We start from the raw sequence: 18,824 nt of genomic DNA, 5'->3' as shown, positions 1-18,824 counted from the left end.
CTTTTTTTATACCGATAACTAAACCATCAGCAAGAATATTGAGTAATTTTTCAATATCCCGTTGATCTTACTAATTATATTAAAGGAGATAAAAAATGGCTCAGGTAATTAATACCAATACTATGTCTTTACAAACAAGATTTAATCTTAACAAATCACAAAATGCGCTTTCAACTGCAATTCAGCGTTTATCATCAGGTTTACGTATTAACAGCGCTAAAGATGATGCCGCAGGTCAAGCGATTGCGACTCGCTTTACAGCAAATATTCGTGGTTTAACTCAAGCTGCACGTAATGCAAACGATGGTATTTCACTTGCACAAACTGCTGAAGGTGGAATGGACGAAATTACTAATAATATACAACGTATTCGTGAGTTAACTGTTCAGGCGCTAAACGATACTAACACTCTTGAAGATCGTAACTCAATTCAAGAAGAAATCTCACAACGTCTAGAAGAAATCGACCGTATTGCAAGGGAAACTTCGTTCAATGGAAGAAGTGTTTTAAATAGTAGTGATATACTTAATATTCAAGTGGGTGCGAATGATGGTCAAATCATTCAAGTGCAGTTGATGACGCTTAACACAACTTCATTAGGTATTAATGGTTTAAATGTATCAACAATAGCTAGCGGAGCAACTCCTCCTGCTACTATATTACAACCAATTGATGACGCATTAAAAGACATTGCTAGCTTTCGTAGTACGCTTGGTGCGGCACAAAATCGTTTTGAGTCTACTATTTCTAGTCTAAATGTTACTGTAAATAATCTTAGTGCTGCGCGTAGCCGTATTGAAGATGCTGATTACTCTGTAGAAGTATCTGAAATGACTCGTAATCAAATCTTACAACAAGCAGGTACTGCAGTATTAGCTCAAGCTAACCAAATACCACAAAATGTATTAGCATTATTACAATAAGGTATATCTCTAGAATTTTAACTATTCTAATTTGGTACTATAGCAATAATGGTATTTTGATACCATTATTGCTAATAATGTTAATTACCTATTTTTTAACATCTTATTCTTGACATTAATTCAGACAATTATTGTCATAATATCTGTTAGCATTTTTTTTACATTGGTTCAGGAAATGAGTGATAGCTTGTATAACTCTCAAGGTGTAGTGAATCAAATTGATTGGCAACAGTATATTTATCTAGTTCGTAATGAAGCGTTAAAACTGGCGGTTCGTTTACCGATAACTATTGAACTTGATGATTTATTGCAAGTTGGCTATATTGGTTTATTAGACACGATAAAGCGTTATGATGCTTCACAAGGTTATACTTTTACCACATTTGCTATTCCTAGAATAAAGGGAGCAATGTTAGACGAGTTGCGTAGTCGAGATTGGCTACCAAGGCAAACTCGCAAAAAAATTAAAGATGTTACTAATGCCATTAACGAGTTAGAGCAAGTCTTAGGTGTTCCGCCTAATGATCACCAGATAGCTGCACATATGCAATTGTCGCTTAGTGAGTACCATAAAGTATTATTAGATTCAAACTATAGCCAAATCTGTTCTTTCGATGAGGTACAAACAAAATTAGGCGATAATTTGGATGCACTGATCGAGACGGATATAGATAATAACCCTTTTTCTTCCATCATAAATGATGAAACGCGTAATATTATTGTTGAGCAAATTGATAATTTACCTGAAAAAGAAAAGATGGTTTTAGTGCTTTATTATCAAGAAGAGTTGAATTTAAAAGAGATTGGCAAAGTGTTAGATATTAGTGAATCTCGGGTTAGTCAATTACATAGTCAAGCTATAAAACGGATACAGAGCAAAATATAATATATTAAAAAAAAATAAAAAAAAGAAAAAAATTAAAAAATAAATTGAAAATAAATTGAAATGATTTTTTTATTGACCTTTCGCTTTTAAAAATGTAACTTTAACCAATATAAAGAATATAAGCTGTATTTTATTAATTTTGCGTTTTTTTTGCGCACAATAAAGGATATGGATTGTGGTGGTTAAATTGGGAAATATACAAGATGACGATGTTTTGAAATGTATACATCATTTGAATCTTTCAACACTTTTATTAAGCCAACGGATGATTGAAAAAGATAAAGTGATGGCAATGTATCGATTAGGTATAGATGAGAAAACCGCAGATATTTTGAGTAATTTAAGTGCTTCTCAAATGTTGGTTTTATCGGAAACTAATCAATTAACTTTTCAATTTCGATTTAAAAATTCAGCAATGATTGAAAAATTAACTGAAGAGTCTCGCATTAGTGATATAAAGCAGATGCATACTGGGATCCTTCTATCAAGCTTGCTTTTAGATTCTATTAATAAGTAGGTAAATGGTAAGATGAGTGGCACAAGTATTATTCAAGAATATAAAGAAGTTCAATTAGCTATTCGATTAATTACTCTTGGCGCTAGAATTCAAATGTTGGAAAGTGAAACCAATTTAAGTCGCGGAAAGTTAATTAAACTCTACAAAGAAATTCAAGGATGCCCTCCACCTAAAGGTTTATTGCCTTTTTCAACAACTTGGTTTATGACTTGGGAGCCCAATATTCATTCAAGTATGTTTTATAATGCTTACCATTTTTTAGTGAAGCATGGCACTAAATCTGGTGTTCATGCCATTGTTAAAGCTTATGAGCTCTACTTAGAACAATGTTCTGTGCCAAGTGATGAAGAGCCCGTTTTGGGATTAACTCGCGCATGGATTTTAGTCAAATTTGTTGAAAGTAATGTTATGCAGCAATCATGTTGTAAAGAGTGTAAAGGTCGCTTTATCACTCATGCTTACCAGCCACATAATAGCTTTATTTGCAGTTTATGCCAACCTCCTTCAAGGGCAGAAAAAAATAGTAAAACTCAGGCTGAGAACAAAGAAAAATGTTTACAAGTTTTATCAATACCTAGCGCATTCAATTTGGTTACAGCAAATCAGATGATGATTTAGGTAAAATTTACAATTAATCAAAAATAAATTAGTTATATTTTATGTTTATGGAGATAAAAGAGAGCCAATGCTAATAATAATAGGATATATTGTAGTTATCGCTTCTGCTTTAGTGGGTTACGTGTTAACTGGAGGGTATTTGGCAGTACTTTTTCAACCATTAGAGTTTCTCATAATTGGTGGTACGGCTATTGGTGCTTTCATAGTGAGTAATGAAAAAAAAGCGATAAAAGCAACAATTAAATCATTGGGTAGTTTATTTAAAACCTCAAATTATAATAAAGCCCTTTATTTAACATTAATTAATTTAATGTACAACCTTCTAACTAAAGTACGTCAAAATGGCGGGTTATCGATTGAGCAAGATATTGATAATCCAAAAGAAAGTGCGTTATTTAAAAAATATCCACTCATTTTGGCCAATCCGCAAATCTGTGATTTTATTACTGATTATTTTCGATTAATGATCAGTGGAAATACCGATGTGTACGAAATTGAAGCCTTAATGAATGAGGAAATAGAGACTTGTACTAATGAGTTAGAAAAACCTGCTTATGCCATTTCTTGTGTTGGCGATGGGTTGCCAGCTTTTGGGATCGTTGCGGCGGTTATGGGTGTTATTAATACATTAGCACAAGCAGACAGACCAGCTAATGAGTTGGGTGAGCTAATTGCCCATGCCATGGTTGGAACCTTTTTAGGTATTTTGCTTGCATATGGATTTGTTTCACCGTTGGCTGCTTTATTAAGGCAAAAAAATGCTGATACAGTAAAAATCTTAGAATGTATAAAAGTTATTCTTATTGCCAGTATGCATGACTATGCGCCACAAATTTGTATTGAGTTTGGTCGAAAAACTATTTTTTCGCATGAACGACCTTCTTTCTTTGAATTAGAGAAATATATTCAAGAAGTGAAAGATAAAAACGCTAACTCAAAAGAAAATAGAGAATAATGAAAAATAAATCATTAAAAATAATTATTTCTAAAAAGAAGTCCAAGCATGGCATTTCTCATCATAATGGTTCATGGAAGATTGCCTATGCTGACTTTATGACCGCCTTAATGGCGCTTTTTTTAGTGTTATGGTTGATAACTAAATCAAGTCCAACAGAATTACACGGGATTGCAGAATACTTTAGAACACCGTTGATACTTGGTCATAATGGTGGCAAGAACGTTAGTGACAGTAATAGTCCTATACCTGGTGGTGGCGATGATGTCACTAAAGATTCAGGCGAAGAAAACGAAAACCCAATAAATGACGAACTGATTAAGTCAGATCCTGATGAAGATGAGCGAAATAAGCTAATTGAGACCGCTCGTAAGATTTATGAAGAATTTGAATTAGATCCTAGATTACAAAAATTAGCGGCTAATCTTATTATTGAGCTAACTGAAATGGGGTTAAGAATTCAAATTTTAGCCACTGACGATAAGCCGATGTTTGATGTTGGTAGTGCAGTTATTCACCCTAATATGCAAGAGATTTTATACGCATTAGCGCCAATAATTAATTCGTTACCTAACAAAATGACTCTATCTGGTCATACCGATGAGCGTCAGTATATAACTGGTGATCGTGGTTATAGTAACTGGGAATTGTCAGCAGATAGAGCAAATTCATCCAGACGAGAACTCATTGCTGGTGGATTAGATTCAAATAAGATTATTCGAATCATTGCGTTAGCTGATACGGTTGGTTTAAATAATTCTACTTACAGTAAAGATGCAAATCGTCGTATAAGTATTTTGATTTTGAATAAATCTGCTCAAAAATATATTGAAGAAGAAAATACGATGACAGGTATTGATTTTTTAAAACATTTTAAACAAAATCAATCAGAATAATATCAATAACTATAATTTATTGAATGTGCTAAAAATTAAAATTAATTAAAAATCCAATTTTATCTAAAAAAAACTAAAGTTTTATGATTTTAGTCCGATACAAGGAATAAACCTTTAAGTTGATAAGTTTTATTGTTGACTAAATTTTTATTTAGGAGCTTTTATGGCAGGTTCATTGTTGAATTCAGGTATTAGTGGATTAAACGCAGCACAAAATATGCTTAATGTAATAAGCAATAATATCAGCAATACGCATACAGTTGGTTATAATCGTCAACAACAAATTTTACGTCCAGCAATGGAAACGAAATATAATTTTGGATTTGTTGGTAACGGTGTAGCGATCTCAGCAACGAATCGAGTCTTTAATGGCTTGGTCGTTGATCAATTACGTCAAGCACAATCGCAAAATGGTGCGATGAAGTCTTATTATAGTGAGTTGTCAAAAATTGATAACTTATTAGTTGATAATGATAGCAGTATTTCTTCGCAATTAAATAACCTGTTTGCAAGTCTAAATAAGCTCTCTTCAAATGCTGGCGATTTAGCAATTAAACAATCAGTCATTAATGATCTTACCTCTTTAGTTAGTCAATTTAATAAAACTGAATTGAATTTAAAAAATCAGATTGCCGATATCAATTCTGATATTGTAAATAATGTTAATGAAGTTAACTTTCGTCTTCAACAAGTTGCGGAACTTAATCAGAAAATTGCAAGATTAGAAGCTGTAGGTAATGGTAATGAACCAAATGCATTACTTGATGAACGTGATCAACTGGTTAATGAATTATACGAAATGATTGGAATAACCGTTACTGAGCAAAATGGACAATATAATATTTCATTGCCTAATGGTTTAAATTTAGTTCAAGGATCATCAGTAAATCTGTTATCTGTACAACCGTCTAAAGATGATCCATCTTTAAACGCGATTATTTACAGACATAATTCAGGGGCGACTCAAGAATTAACAAGTAAAAATATCGCATCTGGTCGACTAAATGGATTGTTATCTCTTCGTGATGGACCGCTTAATGAAGCTCGTAACCAATTAGGTTTGATCGCATTAAATTTAGCTGAACGCTTTAATGAAGTACATATGTCAGGTGTTGATGTAAATGGTGTCGCTGGCGAGAAATTATTTGATTATCATAAACCTAGTAGTATTGTTAATTCTCGAAATCAGGGTAATGCGACGGCTGCGGTTAGTTATACGTCAGTAACTGAGGTAAAAGCGTCTAATTATAAGATTGAATTTAATGGCAGCGACTGGGTGGTAATCAGACAATCTGATAACCAGCAAATTACCCCACGTGTTGTCGGTAGTACTTTAGAGTTTGATGGATTATCTATTGCAATAAGTGGCACACCAGTCGTTGGGGATAGTATCTTAATTAAACCTGTTGCCGATATAGCATCATCACTAGAGTTATTAGTTAAAGATGTGAATAAGCTAGCAACAGGTATTAATGATAGTGAAAATGGTCATGGCGATAACCGTAATGTAATTAAATTGCTAGATATACAAAAAGAAAAACTAATTAATGGTACCAAAACTTTAAGTACTGCGTATAACGCATTAGTTAGTTATGTAGGTGGTCAAACGCATACGGCTAAAGTTTCTGCACAATCTAGTCAGAATATTGCACAAGAGATCAATGCACAAAATCAAGAAATTTCGGGTGTTGATATTGAAGAAGAATATATTTCGATGCAAGTTTATATGCGTTATTACCAAGCTAATGCAAGAATCATTGATACGGCAACAGTAATATTTGATACCATTTTAGGTTTAGCTAAATAATAAAAGGATTTCGTTATGCGTATTAGTACTAATTTAATGTTTCAAAAACATTTAACAAGTATTACAAATACTAATGTAAAATGGCAAGAGTCAGGTTCGCATTTATCAACAGGTAAAAAAATATTAGCACCTTCTGATGATCCTATTGGTTCATCACAATCATTAATCTTAAAACAGGCTCAATCAAGAAATGGTCAATTTCAATCAGCTCGCGAAAATGCTAATGACTCATTGAGTTGCCAAGAAACAGTATTACAAGAAGCAAATACCGTTATACATTCGATCCAAGAGACCTTAGTTTATGCCGGTGATGAAACGTTAACAGATTTAGATAGATTAAATTTAGCCGATAAACTAAAAGGATTAAAAGAAGAGTTATTTTCTTTAGCTAATGCCAAAGATGCTAATGGTAATTATCTGTTTGCTGGTTATAAAAATGACACTCCGCCTTTTGTTATCAGTGCCGGTCAAGTTAGTTATGTCGGCGGTTCAGCAAACATTAAAGTTTTTATCGATGAGACGCATGAAGTATCATTAAGTTTTACTGGCGCTCAAATTTTTATGACAGGTGCTAATCCTAATGCTGAAAGTAATATTTTTGCCAGTATTGATTATGCATTAGAAGCGTTAGAAACTGGTATCGATAGTTCTAATCCTGCCGCAATTGCGCAATTTAGAGATGGTTTATCCAAAGCCAGTCAAGGGATCGCTAATTCGTTTGAAAACATATCAACTGTTAGAGCGGCTGGCGGTAATGTATTAACAGAACTAGAACGTCTAACTATGCATGGAAAAGCTTTAGATAATGAATTTGAAACACAAATTAGCTTGATTGAAGATGTTGATTGGTATGAAGAAATTTCAAAATATATGATGCTACAAGTCAACTTACAAGCTGCTCAATACACGTTTAAGTCGTTACAAAGCATGTCTTTATTCCAACAGGCATAATTAATTTAATATGTTTAAACTTTAGTTAATTCAAGATTAAGATTACCGTTTAAAAAAGGAAGCTCTTCGCTTCCTTTTTTTAACTTTTTAAAATCCATTTATCAAATATCACTTTTTTCTAGATAAACACCGTTCAAATAGTATTAAAATATAAATTGATTAAATTAATAAATTAACTGTGTTGTTTATACTTTTCCAAGCATAAGCCAATTAAAACTGGATCCAATTTATGGGTGCAATAAGCATATTAAACAAAAATTTACCGCTCAGTTTTAAACATTATTTATGATTATGATGAAGCATTTTTTAGCAAAAGTTATTATAGCTGATAGTCTATTTAATCAATTGTAAAGTAATTGAGTATGGCAATATTTGACAAATTAATAGCAAGCAATTGGTAGAGTTAGAAGTGCAAATATCCCATTGTTAGTACACAAATCAAGTAGAACATCATGCTATTTGTTTCATGTTTCTATATTCAATTGGTGGCATATTAGTTAATGCTTCTTGTAGCCTTTTTTGTGTTATATATCTCTAACCACAGTTCCGTTATTTTTCTTACTTGTTCCCAATTTTTAAATAAATACCAATTTAACTTCTCCGTTTGATATGTCCGGTTAAATCGTTCTATATAGCCGTTTTGATAAGGATTACCAGATTTAATATAACCTAGCGTTATTCCATGTGATTTTGCTCAGTTTGTGAATCTGTTTAAGGTAAATTTTTCGCCATTATCAACGCGCATTTTTAATGAATAATAACTATGGTATTGACTAGTCTATCTAAATAATTAATTAATGGGTAACTCTACCTGCCGATAAACTCACTACTATATCAATACCTAAAGCCTGATGATTAAAGTCACCAATAACATTAAAAGTTCCAAATCGACGATTTTTTGAGAACTATCTCTCATAAAATCGATTGTCCAACATTCTCCTAAATGACTTGATATTGATAATGGCTCTGAATAATGTTGGGCGATTGTTTATTGCGTTTAGAACGGATATTGAGTTTTAACTGCCAATAAACCCGATAAACTCGTTTATGATTCCATATATATCCCTGTTTCCTGATTCGATAAAAACAGTTAAGAAATCTGCAACGTCAATGCTTATCTGTTATTGACTTAAGTCACGAAATAATTATAGCGTCATCTGCCAATTTAGGTTGTTAGTAGTAAGCACAATGGCTTAAATTCACAATAGTATAACTCATTTTAATTGTTATACAGTATTGTGAATGTAGTGTTTGTGTTCTACTCTTACGAACTGACGTCGGCACTAAAGCTTGTTTATTATTTCTTGTCGCAGTGAGAGGTCAAACTTAATTGGGCATAGAGCTGTTTGAGTTTACGATTTTCAGCTTACAGTTGTTTTAAACCGCTTAATCTCCGAAGATTGCTACCTCCATATTTACGGCAAAGATTTTTGAAAAGGATGCCAACTTCAGCTTATTTTAAAATTGAAATAATTTAATGTTCTGACAATTTTTTCATATTGAAATTCTCCTTAAAAATATTATCGAGAATTTTCTATTTTTTTATGTACTATTTTTAGAATTAGTTAAAGAGGTAGTTAAAAAGGTAGTGAATATCATTTATAGCTAAACAATCAGCCAAGTATATCGCTCAATATTAGTTACCCTATATCAACTATTAAATTAATATATGATTTTCACAATCATTATTAATGATAACAAATCATATATATCATTACGGCATTAGACCTCAGGCTTTACCAACAACATAAGGCCAATAACTTAACCTAATTTAATATAGCGAGTTGTCTTTATAAACTATTCTTTAAAAGCAATATGTTTAAAACCAGATATCGATTTTGGTGGTGTTTTTTTTGTAATGTCCTCAATACGACTAATAATTTGAATCAACTTATCGCTATAGTTAGGATCGGTTGAATAACGCGCTTGTTGCAACGCCTTGGCGGCGGCTCTGGCATCTGGTGCGTTAACAACATCCTGATAGCGGGGATTTTTGGTTAGTAAATTAAGATAGTCAGCTAATGCATGTTGTTTACTGTTATAAACTCTAAATTCGTCTTGAATTTTCACCATGCTGTCATTTATAAATTCTCGAGTTGTTGAGCGAGTTGAATTACCTTTCCATGACGAAGTTGCTTTTATACCGAAATAATTATAACTTGATTGATTATCAGTTGTTTTTATTAGATTTTTACCCCAGCCTGTTTCTAAAGCAGCTTGAGCAATAATAACTTCATAGGGAATACCATAAGCTTTAGAAGCCTTTTTAGCTGTTTCAAACCACTCGACTACAAATTGAGTGATATGATCTTTATCCAAGTCATTGTTTGAGTTTTGTAAAGCTAACTCGTTAGGCTTAGATAAGTTATTGGCTTTATATTGCTGGTAAAGCCTTAGGCCTAATGCTTCAGGTGATAAATTTGATTGGTTATCACTAAATAAGGATTGTGCTAATTGTATGTTATTTTGACTGTTATCAGCTTGAGATTGCCGGTTATTAATATTAATCGGTGTGTTTGATTGGTTATTTAATTGTTTACTAATATCATTGGTTAGTCCAAAACCTTTATCTGTTGCAGGCTGAGTAATCTGTTTATCAGATACTGAGGTAAATAATTGCATTGCAGATTGCTCAGATAACTCGTTATGAGTAACGGTTTTGGGTATGGACTGCTCCAACAAATTCGTAAATTGTGTTTCAAACTTATCTGTAACTTGTTTGATATTTTCACTTGATCGAACAACTACGTTGGGCCTTAATTGGCTCATGTCTGAAAAATCATAAGTAAAGCGATTAATGACCTGGTTTACTACATTTTTCATATCAATAATTCTACTTTATCGACCTTTATTAAGACCATCAAGTGCTGTTTGCAAGGATAATTCATTAGTATCAGTTTGAGTTAGATTATTGGTCTTATACTGCTGGTAAAGTATTTGACCTAATGCTTCAGGTGTTAAATTTGAAGATTGGTAATCATCACCAAATAGTGATTGTGCTAATCGTTTATTAGTTTGGTTACTATTATCAGTTTCAGATTGCTTGTTAATATTAACCGCTCTGTTTGATTGATTAGTTAATTGCTTGGCAATAATGTCGGCTAACCCAAAACCTTTACCAGCTGCTTGCTGAGCAATTTGTTGATCAAACATTGAGGTAAATAATTGCATTGAAGATTGGTTAAATAAACCACCACTAGGCACAGCTTTGCGCATAGATTGCATCATCATATTTATAAATAATGTCTCAAATTGATCAGCCACTTTTTTGATACTTTCACTTGACCCACTAACTGCTTCGCGTCTTAATTGGCTAATGTTTGAAAAATCATAAGCAAAACGATTAATAGAGTGATTTACTATATTTTTCATATCAATATCCTACTTTAAAATTTTACTTTAAATCGTTTCCAATGAGGCGTGTAAACAACCTGCGCTTTTTAATGCTTCAAGTATCGACATCAATTCTGTAGGATTTGCGCCTAATAGGTTAAGTGAGCTAATAACTCGGTTTAAATCGGCGCCAGAACCTAAATTATGTAGTGCACCACCATCTTGTTGGATGCTAACTTCATTATCAGGAACAACGGCAGTTCTACCTCCAGCAAATGGGGTATTCGGTTGGCTAACTCTTAATTGATTATTTACTACAACTGATAAATTACCATGAGCAACCGCACAATTGTCTAATTGAACTCTTTGATTCATCACAACCACGCCAGTGCGAGTATTAATCACAACTTTGGCTGAAATTGGCGTTGAGCTAATTTCGAGATTCTGAATTTTAGATAATAATTTAACTCTTGTTTGACTGTCTTGTGGCATGATTAATTTAACTGTCATACCATCTAAAGGAACGGCGATATTTTTCTGCACCTTGTTAATTGCTTCTGCGATTTTAGCTGCTAAAGTAAAGTCAAATTGGTTAAGGTGTAAGTGAATAGTCCTTTCTTCATCTAAACGAGTGGTTAATTCTCTTTCAATTGTCGCTCCACCAGGAATCGCTGCGCCCGCTGTTTGATTGACACTTACTCGACTTCCTCTAGTGCTTGCGCCCATACCACCAACAAAAAGATTACCTTGCGCAATGGCATAAACTTGATTGTCGGCGCCTTTTAATGGCGTCATAATTAATGTACCACCACGTAGACTTTTCGCATTACCTAATGAAGAGACAACCACATCAATTTGTTGTCCAATACGAGCATAAGAAGGCAATTTTGCTGTTACCATTACCGCAGCAACATTTTTTAACTGCATGTTACTAGCTGAAGGAACAGTAATGCCTAATTGTGAGAGCATGTTAGTTATACTTTGTATGGTAAATGGGGTTTGTGAGGTTTGGTCTCCAGTACCATCAAGTCCAACAACAATTCCGTAGCCAACTAAGGCGTTTTCACGAACACCTTGAACGGTAACTAAATCTCGTATTCGCTCTGCATAACTATAAGGTACAACAGCTAGCACCATTAAGATAAAACAGATGAAACTACGTAATTTATTAAACATATTTAGACTCATTAAAACGGTGAAATGTTTAAGAATAGGCGTTGCAACCAACCCATAGTTTGTGCTTCATCAATGTAACCATTACCTACATATTCAATGCGAGCATCAGCAACTTGAGTTGATATAACGGTATTATTACCACTTATTGTTCTTGGATTAACAACACCGGAGAATCGAATAAACTCTGTTCCCTGGTTTATAGCAATTTGTTTTTCGCCAATTACTTTTAAATTACCATTAACCATTACATCTTGAACGGTGACAGTAATCGTTCCGCTAAAAGTGTTTTTTGCATTAGCCCCACCAGAACCTTTAAAATCATTAGTACCTGAGACATCAGTATCTACCTTTCCTCGACCAACGAGTCCATCTAAAAATTTAGGTACTGTCGTGACCCCTAAATTAGCGCTACCATTACGGCCAGCATTAATCGATGAGCTTTTACTAGCACTAACGTTTTCTTGTAGAACAATCGTTAGTATGTCTCCAATATTGCGTGGCCGGCGATCTTCAAACATTGGTTGATAACCATAACTACTTGGTTGTGAAGCTTGAAAAATCGAGCCACTCGAATTTGCAATCACTGTTACTTGAGGAACAATACTCGTTTGCCCTTCAACCAACGGTTTTTTAGGTAATTGGCTACAACCAACTAAAAATAGTGCTACTAAAATATAAAGATATCTCATATGCCTATCATTTTGTTAGATTTATAACTGATTTAAACGTTGCAACATTTGGTCAGAAGCCGATATTGCTTTACTATTAATTTCATAAGCACGTTGTACTTGTATCATGTTAACTAGCTCTTCTGCAACATTCACGTTAGATGTTTCAAGATAACCTTGATAGAGTAATCCAGCACCATTTAAACCTGGCGTATTTTCAGTTGGAGCCCCCGAACTTTCGGTTTCTAAATAAAGATTTTCACCAATGCTTTCAAGTCCTGTTTCGTTAATAAACGTATGTAATGTCAATTGACCGATTTGCACTTGGGTTGTTTGGTTAGCCAAAGTAACACTAACAATACCGTCTCGTGCCACAGTCATTTTGATGGCATTTGTTGGAATGTTAATTGTTGGTTGAAGCTCATAACCAGTAGCGGTAACTAACTGACCGTTTTGATTAACTTGAAAAGCACCACTTCGCGTATAGGCAAGTGTTCCATCAGGCATTAAAATCTGGAAAAAACCTTGTCCGTTAATAGCGACATCATTACTGTTATCCGTTAATTCTAAATTGCCTTGGCTATGGATACGTTCTGTTGCCACAGGTCTAACGCCGGTACCAATTTGTAATCCAGAAGGTAATGTTGTTTGTTCAGATGATTGAGCGCCAGGTTGGCGAATAGTTTGATATAACAGATCTTCAAAAACTGCACGTTGGCGTTTAAAGCCACCAGTACTAACATTGGCTAGATTATTGGAAATTATATCCATATTCATTTGTTGCGCACTTAAACCAGTTTTTGCAATCCATAATGATTTAATCATTATTTTTTCCTATTTTAATTAAGTTAATGATAATATTTGATTAGCTCTTTGTGCATTTTCATCAGCAGTAGAAATTTGTTTCATCTGCATTTCAAATTGACGAGCATGACTAATCAAATCCACCATTGCAGTAACGGGATTAACATTACTGCCTTCTAATACCCCAGACATAAGCTTGGCGTTAGGATTATCTTCTAACACTGCTCCACGGTTATTAATTGTTGCTTCAGTTGCATGGAAAAAACCATCATCACCTCGCACAATTTCATTACGTTCAAGGTGAACTTTTTTTATTTTTCCCCCTTGAGCAATGGTAGTGGGCATATCGCCAGCACCTAAAGTTGATAAAGTCCCGTCTGCACTAACCGTAACTTGTGAATTCTGAGGAACAGTTAATACGCCATTATCACCAAGTAATGGATAGCCATTAATGTTAAGAGTGCCTTCTTCATCAATTTGAATTGCACCATTACGTGTATATCCTTCACTGCCATCAGGTAATTGCACTGCTAGCCAATCGTCTTGAGATAAGGCAACATCTAAATTTTGTCCAGTGTAATTAAATGCTCCCATTGTTGAATCGTATGTTGGCGTGGTTGCGGCAACCAGAGTCCTTGTTTGCATACTACTACCTACAATGGGAACAGCTTTCATAGCCACTAATTGAGCACGAAAGCCCACTGTTGATACATTAGCTAAGTTATGACTGGTTATGGACTGTTGATTTAATGTCTGGCTTGCACCAGACATAGCAGTATAAATAACGCGATCCATAAATATTCCTTAAATTATCTTAAATTAACTAAAGTATTAAGTATTTGATCTTGAGTCTTAATGGTTTGAGAATTAGATTGATAATTACGTTGAGCAACAATCATATTGACTAATTCTTGGCTCATATCAACATTAGATGCTTCAACTGCACCACTAGTTAATATGCCAAAAGTCCCTGTATTGGCTATGCCTAATACTTCTCCACCAGAATTAATGGTTGATCGCCAGTTATTATTACCCGCTGGTTCTAATCCATTAAGATTGGCGAAATCAGCCATCGCAATCTGACCTAATATCATTGTTTGTTGGTTAGAATAAACACCATAAATTGTGCCATCATCATTAATATTAAAGCCAACCAGATCACCTGCAGCAAAACCATCAGCGTAAGGAGATTTAACACTACCTGCTTCCTTACCTAAATTTTGTTGGGTACTGTTTAGATATGACAAGGTAAAAGTATTATTTGCTGAACCATTTATCCCATTAACATTAATAATCATATCTGGATTACTAATTAATCTACCTGCTGTGTCAAATTCCATCTGACCTAATGGTTGAAGGGTGGCGGTTGGATCACTATTATCAATATAATGAACATCCCAATGGTTATCAGAGGTTTTTACATAAATAAGTTGAACATTATGTTGATTACCTAAGGAGTCATAAGTTGTGATAGTGTTTGAATAGTTAAAGGTATCAGACTCTTCTGCATTGACAGGCGACCTTACAGGTATTTCGTTATTTGAATTTAAGTTGATTTGCATAGAAGCTTTAGTCGTTGCTGTTGCATTCAACATTACTTGCGAAATCTGTAATGGAACAGGTGTTGCCCCTTGCTGAATTTTTGGTGGCATACCGGTTGTTGGATAACCTGTTAAATGGAAGCCTTCAGTTGATATAATATTACGCTCAGCATCTAATTGAAACTGACCATTACGGGTATAGAAGACTTGTCCACCACTATCGATTAAGCGGAAAAAGCCATTACCTGAAATCGCGACATCTAAATTATTATTCGTTGCGGTTGTTATACCATCATTAAAATTTTGCATAACATCGGCAATTTTAACGCCCATTCCTACTTTTGAGCCAGCATAGAAATCAGCAAATGCGATGCTAGAACTTTTAAAGCCGACAGTTGCTGCGTTGGCAATATTATTACCAATAACATCTAAGTGTTTTGATGCGGCATTCATACCACTAATTGCTTGAGAAAATCCCATATTAACTTATTCTCCTTCAAAGAATTTGACGTACTTCGTCAATACTAATTGAACCAAGTATTCCTAAATCAAGTAATATTTGGTTGTTAACTTTGCTTTTAATTATTCCGTAGACAAACGAGTAAGATAATGGTGTTGATGGTATTTTTTTCCCATCAGAGCTAGCTTCGACCGAAAACGTATAACTTCCATCTGGAGCTTGCGTTTCATCATTAAGTTTGCCCGTCCAAGTAAAAGTACAAACTCCAGCCGAAACTGGACCTAGATCAATCTCATCCACAACTTTACCGCTTTGATCTCTTACGGTGATAATTACAGAATCAGCATTACTTAAAAGTTCAAATCCCGACGGTGTAATAATTGTCTCTTTTTGACTCTCTGATCCTTCATCACCACTATTTGATGAGGCGACTAAAATTTTATTACCAGGAACCATGACCCCTTTGCCAATCATATTACTTGCATTAACCGACATACTATCGTCAATTTGACCTGAGACGACATTTAAAGTGGTATTAAGCCGTTCAATACCGGCTAAGGTGTTAATTTGCGCAAGTTGCGAGGTTAACTGACTATTGTCCATAGGATTGGTCGGATCTTGATTTTTCATTTGGGCAATAAGCAAAGTCAGGAAATTATCTTGTAATTCCTGACTAGAGTTACCATCTGATGTCCCTTTTTTTACCGTTTGAGGTGTTGCGGCATTTGGTGTTCCAGATACTGTCACATTTGAAATACCCATTAATTAAGCCCTTTTATTGCCCTAAGGTAAGTGTTTTTAGCATTAAACTTTTTGCTGTATTAATCACTTCAACATTCGCTTGATAACTACGAGATGCTGAAATAGTATTGACCATCTCTGCTACTACATCTACGTTAGGTTTTTGTATGTATCCTCTTTCATCAGCTAAAGGATGGTTAGGTTCATATACTAAATTCATTGGTGCTGGGTCTTCAATCACTTCTGATACTTTTACCCCAGCTACGCTATTTTGGTAACCATAATTATCAACTTCGAAAATAACTTGTTTGGCTCGATAAGCTTGACCAGAAGTACTGGTAATACTATCGGCATTAGCTAAATTACTAGCACTAATATTCATTCGTTGAGTTTGAGCCATTAAAGCTGAACCAGAAATAGAAAAAATAGAGAAACTCATATTAGTTATCCTTGTTGTAATACGGAAACTACATTTTTAAATTGTTCACCTAAAAATGTTAAATTACTTTGATAATGAATACTGTTATCCATAAAAGCCGTTCGCTCTTGATCCATTTCGACAGTATTGCCATCCGCCGATGATTGATAAGGAACACGATAAAGAAGACGATAATCAAGGGGACCGATAATATTTGTTTGAATATGTCTTGCAGATGTAACACTAAGCTTTATACTATTAAAAGTATGTTGATTATTGATTGCTTTCTTTAATTCAACATTAAAGTCAATATCCCTAGCTTGATAATTAGGCGTATCACTATTAGCCACATTGGCTGCAAGTATGTTTTGTCGCTTTTCACGAACATCTAGTGCCTTTTCATGGAAATTAACAAAAGTATCTAATTTATTTAGCATAGAATGATCTCATTTTTTCTCAATATCTAGAATTTTAAGCAAATCAAAAAAAAATCATCGTATAAATAACGATAAAAATTGCCCTTATTTCAACATTCAATAATTGCTTGATACAGTAAAATTTAATCATAAATGGTATTAAAAAAATACGGATATGTCTAATTTTATTAAATTTATATGCTTTTTTTGTGTGTTGGGTAGCTCAAAAATAGTTTTAGCCACTTCACTAGAAAAACAGATTGAAAAACAGATTAGCGATCTAGTTTATCAACAAATTAGTGATACTAATGTTGAAAATATTACTATTGATTATCCGAATTTGAAGCCTGAATTGAATTGTGATGCACCAAGACTAACGATTTTAAATAAAAATAAGCAATGGGGAAATTTGACGATTAGTGCCAAATGTGAAAATAGCACTAAATATATTCAGGTTTATGTTGCTGTAACCGGTAGTTATGTGGTGGCCAATCAATCAATAAGCGCTGGAGCGCTAATGACGGAGCAAATGTTGAAAATGCAACCTGGTCGGTTGGATAAATTACCGCCAAATATTATTTTGAATAAATCTGAGGTGTTAAATCATATTGCTTTACGTAATATCGATAATGGTGAACCGATAAAAAATTCAATGTTGCAAAAAAACTGGTATGTTAAAGCTGGCCAGACGGTAAAAGTGATTGTTAATGGTGAGGGTTATTCAATTACTAGTAATGGTAAAACACTTAGTAATGGTGCGTTAGGTGAACTAATAAATGTTAAACTTAATACGGGTAATGTTGTAGAGGGTGTTGTCTCTGAAGATGGCATCATAATTTTGAATAAATAATATTAATGATTTTTTGATTTTTGCCGATAATTGGATTAACTATCCTATAAAACCATAATCATAACATTAATTGAAGGAATATTATGAGTATAGAAGCAACAAAAAAGGTAACTACCGTATCTGGGGTTCCTAATCGTAATCTAATAAATAAGCAAAATAAGAAAGCCAAGGTATCTGCGCTACAATCAAGTAGTTTGACGTTTAATAGTAATGTTAAATTGAACCAAAATACTATAGCAATGTTACATTCCACAGAGAATGATATTGATATCAATAAAATTGAAAAGATTAAACAGGCCATTACTGAAGGTAAATTAGTCATCAACCCACATAAAATTGCTGATGAAATTATTAAGCAAACATTTGAACATATTGACTGCTAATTATTATTGAAGGAATGTCGTCATGTTAGAATTAGATAACATTTTTAATAGTATAACGGTTATGTTGCAGGATCTTTCAGTTATTTTAGAAGCTGAACAGCAAATATTAATTGAAAATAGTTCAATAAATCAATTGAGTGAAGTTATAAATCAAAAAAGCCAATTGCTTATTGAGTTAAAGTTAGTTGATGAAAAACGACTAAAAGTAAGTCAGCAATACAATATGCAATCACCTTATAGTGAAAACCAAGAGATAGCTTTAAAATGGCAAGCAATTACAGATATGACGCAGCGATTAGCTCAAATTAATCGAGACAATGGTATACTTATTCAAAATCGAATGAACGTGACTCAAAAATCAATCGATTATTTGAAAAACATGAATAATCCCTCTGTTTATACTTATAATGGTTATCAACAATCAGAAACTATTTCTTCTGAACGCGCTAAAGTTTAATCTTTTTGATGTTATCTAACGGTA

At 33.7% G+C, this 18,824-nt stretch carries 22 protein-coding genes; 11 read left to right on the top strand and 11 right to left on the bottom strand.

What is annotated here, in order from left to right; genetic code table 11:
* Positions 1 to 95: 95 nt before the first annotated feature.
* From DKK70_RS16190 to flgL, 8 genes are all read left to right on the top strand, one after another.
* Positions 96 to 923 carry a flagellin N-terminal helical domain-containing protein gene (locus DKK70_RS16190; RefSeq protein ID WP_110434905.1) on the top strand — a complete coding sequence of 276 codons (828 nt, stop codon included), beginning with the start codon at positions 96 to 98 and terminating at the stop codon, positions 921 to 923.
* A gap of 175 nt (positions 924 to 1,098) precedes the next feature.
* Positions 1,099 to 1,809: an RNA polymerase sigma factor FliA gene (locus DKK70_RS16185; protein ID WP_110434904.1), complete on the top strand. Its 711-nt coding sequence runs from the start codon at positions 1,099 to 1,101 to the stop codon at positions 1,807 to 1,809.
* Between the two features lie 196 nt (positions 1,810 to 2,005).
* Positions 2,006 to 2,326 carry a flagellar transcriptional regulator FlhD gene (flhD, locus tag DKK70_RS16180; RefSeq protein ID WP_034883583.1) on the top strand — a complete coding sequence of 107 codons (321 nt, stop codon included), beginning with the start codon at positions 2,006 to 2,008 and terminating at the stop codon, positions 2,324 to 2,326.
* Positions 2,327 to 2,338: 12 nt separating this feature from the next.
* Positions 2,339 to 2,944 (top strand): flagellar transcriptional regulator FlhC, encoded by a 606-nt coding sequence (flhC, locus tag DKK70_RS16175; RefSeq protein WP_110434903.1) that lies wholly within the window; start codon positions 2,339 to 2,341, stop codon positions 2,942 to 2,944.
* Positions 2,945 to 3,011: 67 nt separating this feature from the next.
* Positions 3,012 to 3,899 carry a flagellar motor stator protein MotA gene (gene motA, locus DKK70_RS16170; RefSeq protein ID WP_110434902.1) on the top strand — a complete coding sequence of 296 codons (888 nt, stop codon included), beginning with the start codon at positions 3,012 to 3,014 and terminating at the stop codon, positions 3,897 to 3,899.
* Complete coding sequence (gene motB / locus DKK70_RS16165) at positions 3,899 to 4,795, top strand: flagellar motor protein MotB (protein WP_110434901.1); 897 nt, start codon at positions 3,899 to 3,901, stop codon at positions 4,793 to 4,795. The genes motA and motB overlap by 1 nt, the downstream gene beginning before the upstream one ends.
* Positions 4,796 to 4,958: 163 nt before the next feature.
* Positions 4,959 to 6,602: a flagellar hook-associated protein FlgK gene (flgK, locus tag DKK70_RS16160; protein ID WP_110434900.1), complete on the top strand. Its 1,644-nt coding sequence runs from the start codon at positions 4,959 to 4,961 to the stop codon at positions 6,600 to 6,602.
* A 15-nt stretch (positions 6,603 to 6,617) separates the two neighbouring features.
* Positions 6,618 to 7,553, top strand: a complete 936-nt coding sequence (flgL, locus tag DKK70_RS16155) for a flagellar hook-associated protein FlgL (protein WP_110434899.1) — start codon at positions 6,618 to 6,620, stop codon at positions 7,551 to 7,553.
* Between the two features lie 493 nt (positions 7,554 to 8,046).
* Here flgL and DKK70_RS17750 read toward each other — a convergent pair whose 3' ends face one another.
* The 11 genes from DKK70_RS17750 to flgB all read right to left on the bottom strand — a co-directional run bounded on the left by DKK70_RS17750 (position 8,047) and on the right by flgB (position 17,131).
* Positions 8,047 to 8,232, bottom strand: a complete 186-nt coding sequence (locus DKK70_RS17750) for an integrase core domain-containing protein (protein ID WP_110434938.1) — start codon at positions 8,230 to 8,232, stop codon at positions 8,047 to 8,049.
* A 1,118-nt stretch (positions 8,233 to 9,350) separates the two neighbouring features.
* The gene (gene flgJ, locus DKK70_RS16145) at positions 9,351 to 10,376 is read right to left on the bottom strand and encodes a flagellar assembly peptidoglycan hydrolase FlgJ (RefSeq protein WP_110434898.1); all 1,026 of its coding nucleotides are present in this window, start codon (positions 10,374 to 10,376) and stop codon (positions 9,351 to 9,353) included.
* 15 nt (positions 10,377 to 10,391) lie between these two features.
* On the bottom strand, positions 10,392 to 10,925 hold the full coding sequence (locus DKK70_RS16140) for a rod-binding protein (protein ID WP_110434897.1): 534 nt from the start codon (positions 10,923 to 10,925) through the stop codon (positions 10,392 to 10,394).
* Between the two features lie 27 nt (positions 10,926 to 10,952).
* Complete coding sequence (locus tag DKK70_RS16135) at positions 10,953 to 12,062, bottom strand: flagellar basal body P-ring protein FlgI (RefSeq protein ID WP_110434896.1); 1,110 nt, start codon at positions 12,060 to 12,062, stop codon at positions 10,953 to 10,955.
* Positions 12,063 to 12,073: 11 nt separating this feature from the next.
* Positions 12,074 to 12,751: a flagellar basal body L-ring protein FlgH gene (locus DKK70_RS16130; protein ID WP_110434895.1), complete on the bottom strand. Its 678-nt coding sequence runs from the start codon at positions 12,749 to 12,751 to the stop codon at positions 12,074 to 12,076.
* A 21-nt stretch (positions 12,752 to 12,772) separates the two neighbouring features.
* A complete protein-coding gene (gene flgG / locus DKK70_RS16125; RefSeq protein ID WP_110434894.1) occupies positions 12,773 to 13,555 on the bottom strand; it encodes a flagellar basal-body rod protein FlgG in 783 nt (260 codons plus the stop codon).
* A gap of 18 nt (positions 13,556 to 13,573) precedes the next feature.
* Positions 13,574 to 14,329 (bottom strand): flagellar basal body rod protein FlgF, encoded by a 756-nt coding sequence (locus tag DKK70_RS16120; protein ID WP_110434893.1) that lies wholly within the window; start codon positions 14,327 to 14,329, stop codon positions 13,574 to 13,576.
* Between the two features lie 14 nt (positions 14,330 to 14,343).
* Positions 14,344 to 15,555 carry a flagellar hook protein FlgE gene (gene flgE, locus DKK70_RS16115; protein ID WP_110434892.1) on the bottom strand — a complete coding sequence of 404 codons (1,212 nt, stop codon included), beginning with the start codon at positions 15,553 to 15,555 and terminating at the stop codon, positions 14,344 to 14,346.
* Positions 15,556 to 15,571: 16 nt separating this feature from the next.
* The gene (locus tag DKK70_RS16110; protein ID WP_110434891.1) at positions 15,572 to 16,297 is read right to left on the bottom strand and encodes a flagellar hook assembly protein FlgD; all 726 of its coding nucleotides are present in this window, start codon (positions 16,295 to 16,297) and stop codon (positions 15,572 to 15,574) included.
* Between the two features lie 13 nt (positions 16,298 to 16,310).
* Positions 16,311 to 16,715 carry a flagellar basal body rod protein FlgC gene (gene flgC / locus DKK70_RS16105; protein WP_110434890.1) on the bottom strand — a complete coding sequence of 135 codons (405 nt, stop codon included), beginning with the start codon at positions 16,713 to 16,715 and terminating at the stop codon, positions 16,311 to 16,313.
* 5 nt (positions 16,716 to 16,720) lie between these two features.
* Positions 16,721 to 17,131, bottom strand: a complete 411-nt coding sequence (gene flgB / locus DKK70_RS16100; RefSeq protein ID WP_110434889.1) for a flagellar basal body rod protein FlgB — start codon at positions 17,129 to 17,131, stop codon at positions 16,721 to 16,723.
* A gap of 154 nt (positions 17,132 to 17,285) precedes the next feature.
* Between flgB and flgA the strand changes: the two genes are divergently transcribed.
* The 3 genes from flgA (at position 17,286) to DKK70_RS16085 (ending at position 18,800) form a co-directional block, all read left to right on the top strand.
* The gene (gene flgA, locus DKK70_RS16095) at positions 17,286 to 17,960 is read left to right on the top strand and encodes a flagellar basal body P-ring formation chaperone FlgA (RefSeq protein WP_110434888.1); all 675 of its coding nucleotides are present in this window, start codon (positions 17,286 to 17,288) and stop codon (positions 17,958 to 17,960) included.
* 83 nt (positions 17,961 to 18,043) lie between these two features.
* Complete coding sequence (gene flgM / locus DKK70_RS16090; protein WP_110434887.1) at positions 18,044 to 18,343, top strand: flagellar biosynthesis anti-sigma factor FlgM; 300 nt, start codon at positions 18,044 to 18,046, stop codon at positions 18,341 to 18,343.
* Positions 18,344 to 18,365: 22 nt separating this feature from the next.
* Complete coding sequence (locus tag DKK70_RS16085; protein ID WP_110434886.1) at positions 18,366 to 18,800, top strand: flagella synthesis protein FlgN; 435 nt, start codon at positions 18,366 to 18,368, stop codon at positions 18,798 to 18,800.
* The last annotated feature ends 24 nt before the right edge of the window (positions 18,801 to 18,824 follow it).

This window comes from Gilliamella apicola, assembly GCF_003202655.1.
GTDB classification, from domain to species: Bacteria; Pseudomonadota; Gammaproteobacteria; order Enterobacterales; family Orbaceae; genus Gilliamella; species Gilliamella apicola_R.
The sequence above is the reverse complement of the archived record's forward strand: the minus strand, read 5'-3'. Positions and strand labels throughout refer to the sequence as shown.

Bases quoted from the DNA above. Each gene is read 5' to 3' on its own strand.
- flhC (WP_110434903.1), top strand. From the start codon at position 2,339: ATGAGTGGCACAAGTATTATTCAAGAATATAAAGAAGTTCAATTAGCT.
- DKK70_RS16140 (WP_110434897.1), bottom strand. From the start codon at position 10,925: ATGAAAAATATAGTAAATCACTCTATTAATCGTTTTGCTTATGATTTT.
- flgL (WP_110434899.1), top strand. From the start codon at position 6,618: ATGCGTATTAGTACTAATTTAATGTTTCAAAAACATTTAACAAGTATT.
- DKK70_RS16185 (WP_110434904.1), top strand. From the start codon at position 1,099: ATGAGTGATAGCTTGTATAACTCTCAAGGTGTAGTGAATCAAATTGAT.
- DKK70_RS16110 (WP_110434891.1), bottom strand. From the start codon at position 16,297: ATGGGTATTTCAAATGTGACAGTATCTGGAACACCAAATGCCGCAACA.
- flgC (WP_110434890.1), bottom strand. From the start codon at position 16,715: ATGAGTTTCTCTATTTTTTCTATTTCTGGTTCAGCTTTAATGGCTCAA.
- motA (WP_110434902.1), top strand. From the start codon at position 3,012: ATGCTAATAATAATAGGATATATTGTAGTTATCGCTTCTGCTTTAGTG.
- motB (WP_110434901.1), top strand. From the start codon at position 3,899: ATGAAAAATAAATCATTAAAAATAATTATTTCTAAAAAGAAGTCCAAG.
- flgK (WP_110434900.1), top strand. From the start codon at position 4,959: ATGGCAGGTTCATTGTTGAATTCAGGTATTAGTGGATTAAACGCAGCA.
- DKK70_RS16085 (WP_110434886.1), top strand. From the start codon at position 18,366: ATGTTAGAATTAGATAACATTTTTAATAGTATAACGGTTATGTTGCAG.
- flgB (WP_110434889.1), bottom strand. From the start codon at position 17,131: ATGCTAAATAAATTAGATACTTTTGTTAATTTCCATGAAAAGGCACTA.
- DKK70_RS16120 (WP_110434893.1), bottom strand. From the start codon at position 14,329: ATGGATCGCGTTATTTATACTGCTATGTCTGGTGCAAGCCAGACATTA.
- flgA (WP_110434888.1), top strand. From the start codon at position 17,286: ATGTCTAATTTTATTAAATTTATATGCTTTTTTTGTGTGTTGGGTAGC.
- DKK70_RS16135 (WP_110434896.1), bottom strand. From the start codon at position 12,062: ATGTTTAATAAATTACGTAGTTTCATCTGTTTTATCTTAATGGTGCTA.
- flgE (WP_110434892.1), bottom strand. From the start codon at position 15,555: ATGGGATTTTCTCAAGCAATTAGTGGTATGAATGCCGCATCAAAACAC.
- flgM (WP_110434887.1), top strand. From the start codon at position 18,044: ATGAGTATAGAAGCAACAAAAAAGGTAACTACCGTATCTGGGGTTCCT.
- DKK70_RS16190 (WP_110434905.1), top strand. From the start codon at position 96: ATGGCTCAGGTAATTAATACCAATACTATGTCTTTACAAACAAGATTT.
- flgJ (WP_110434898.1), bottom strand. From the start codon at position 10,376: ATGAAAAATGTAGTAAACCAGGTCATTAATCGCTTTACTTATGATTTT.
- flgG (WP_110434894.1), bottom strand. From the start codon at position 13,555: ATGATTAAATCATTATGGATTGCAAAAACTGGTTTAAGTGCGCAACAA.
- DKK70_RS16130 (WP_110434895.1), bottom strand. From the start codon at position 12,751: ATGAGATATCTTTATATTTTAGTAGCACTATTTTTAGTTGGTTGTAGC.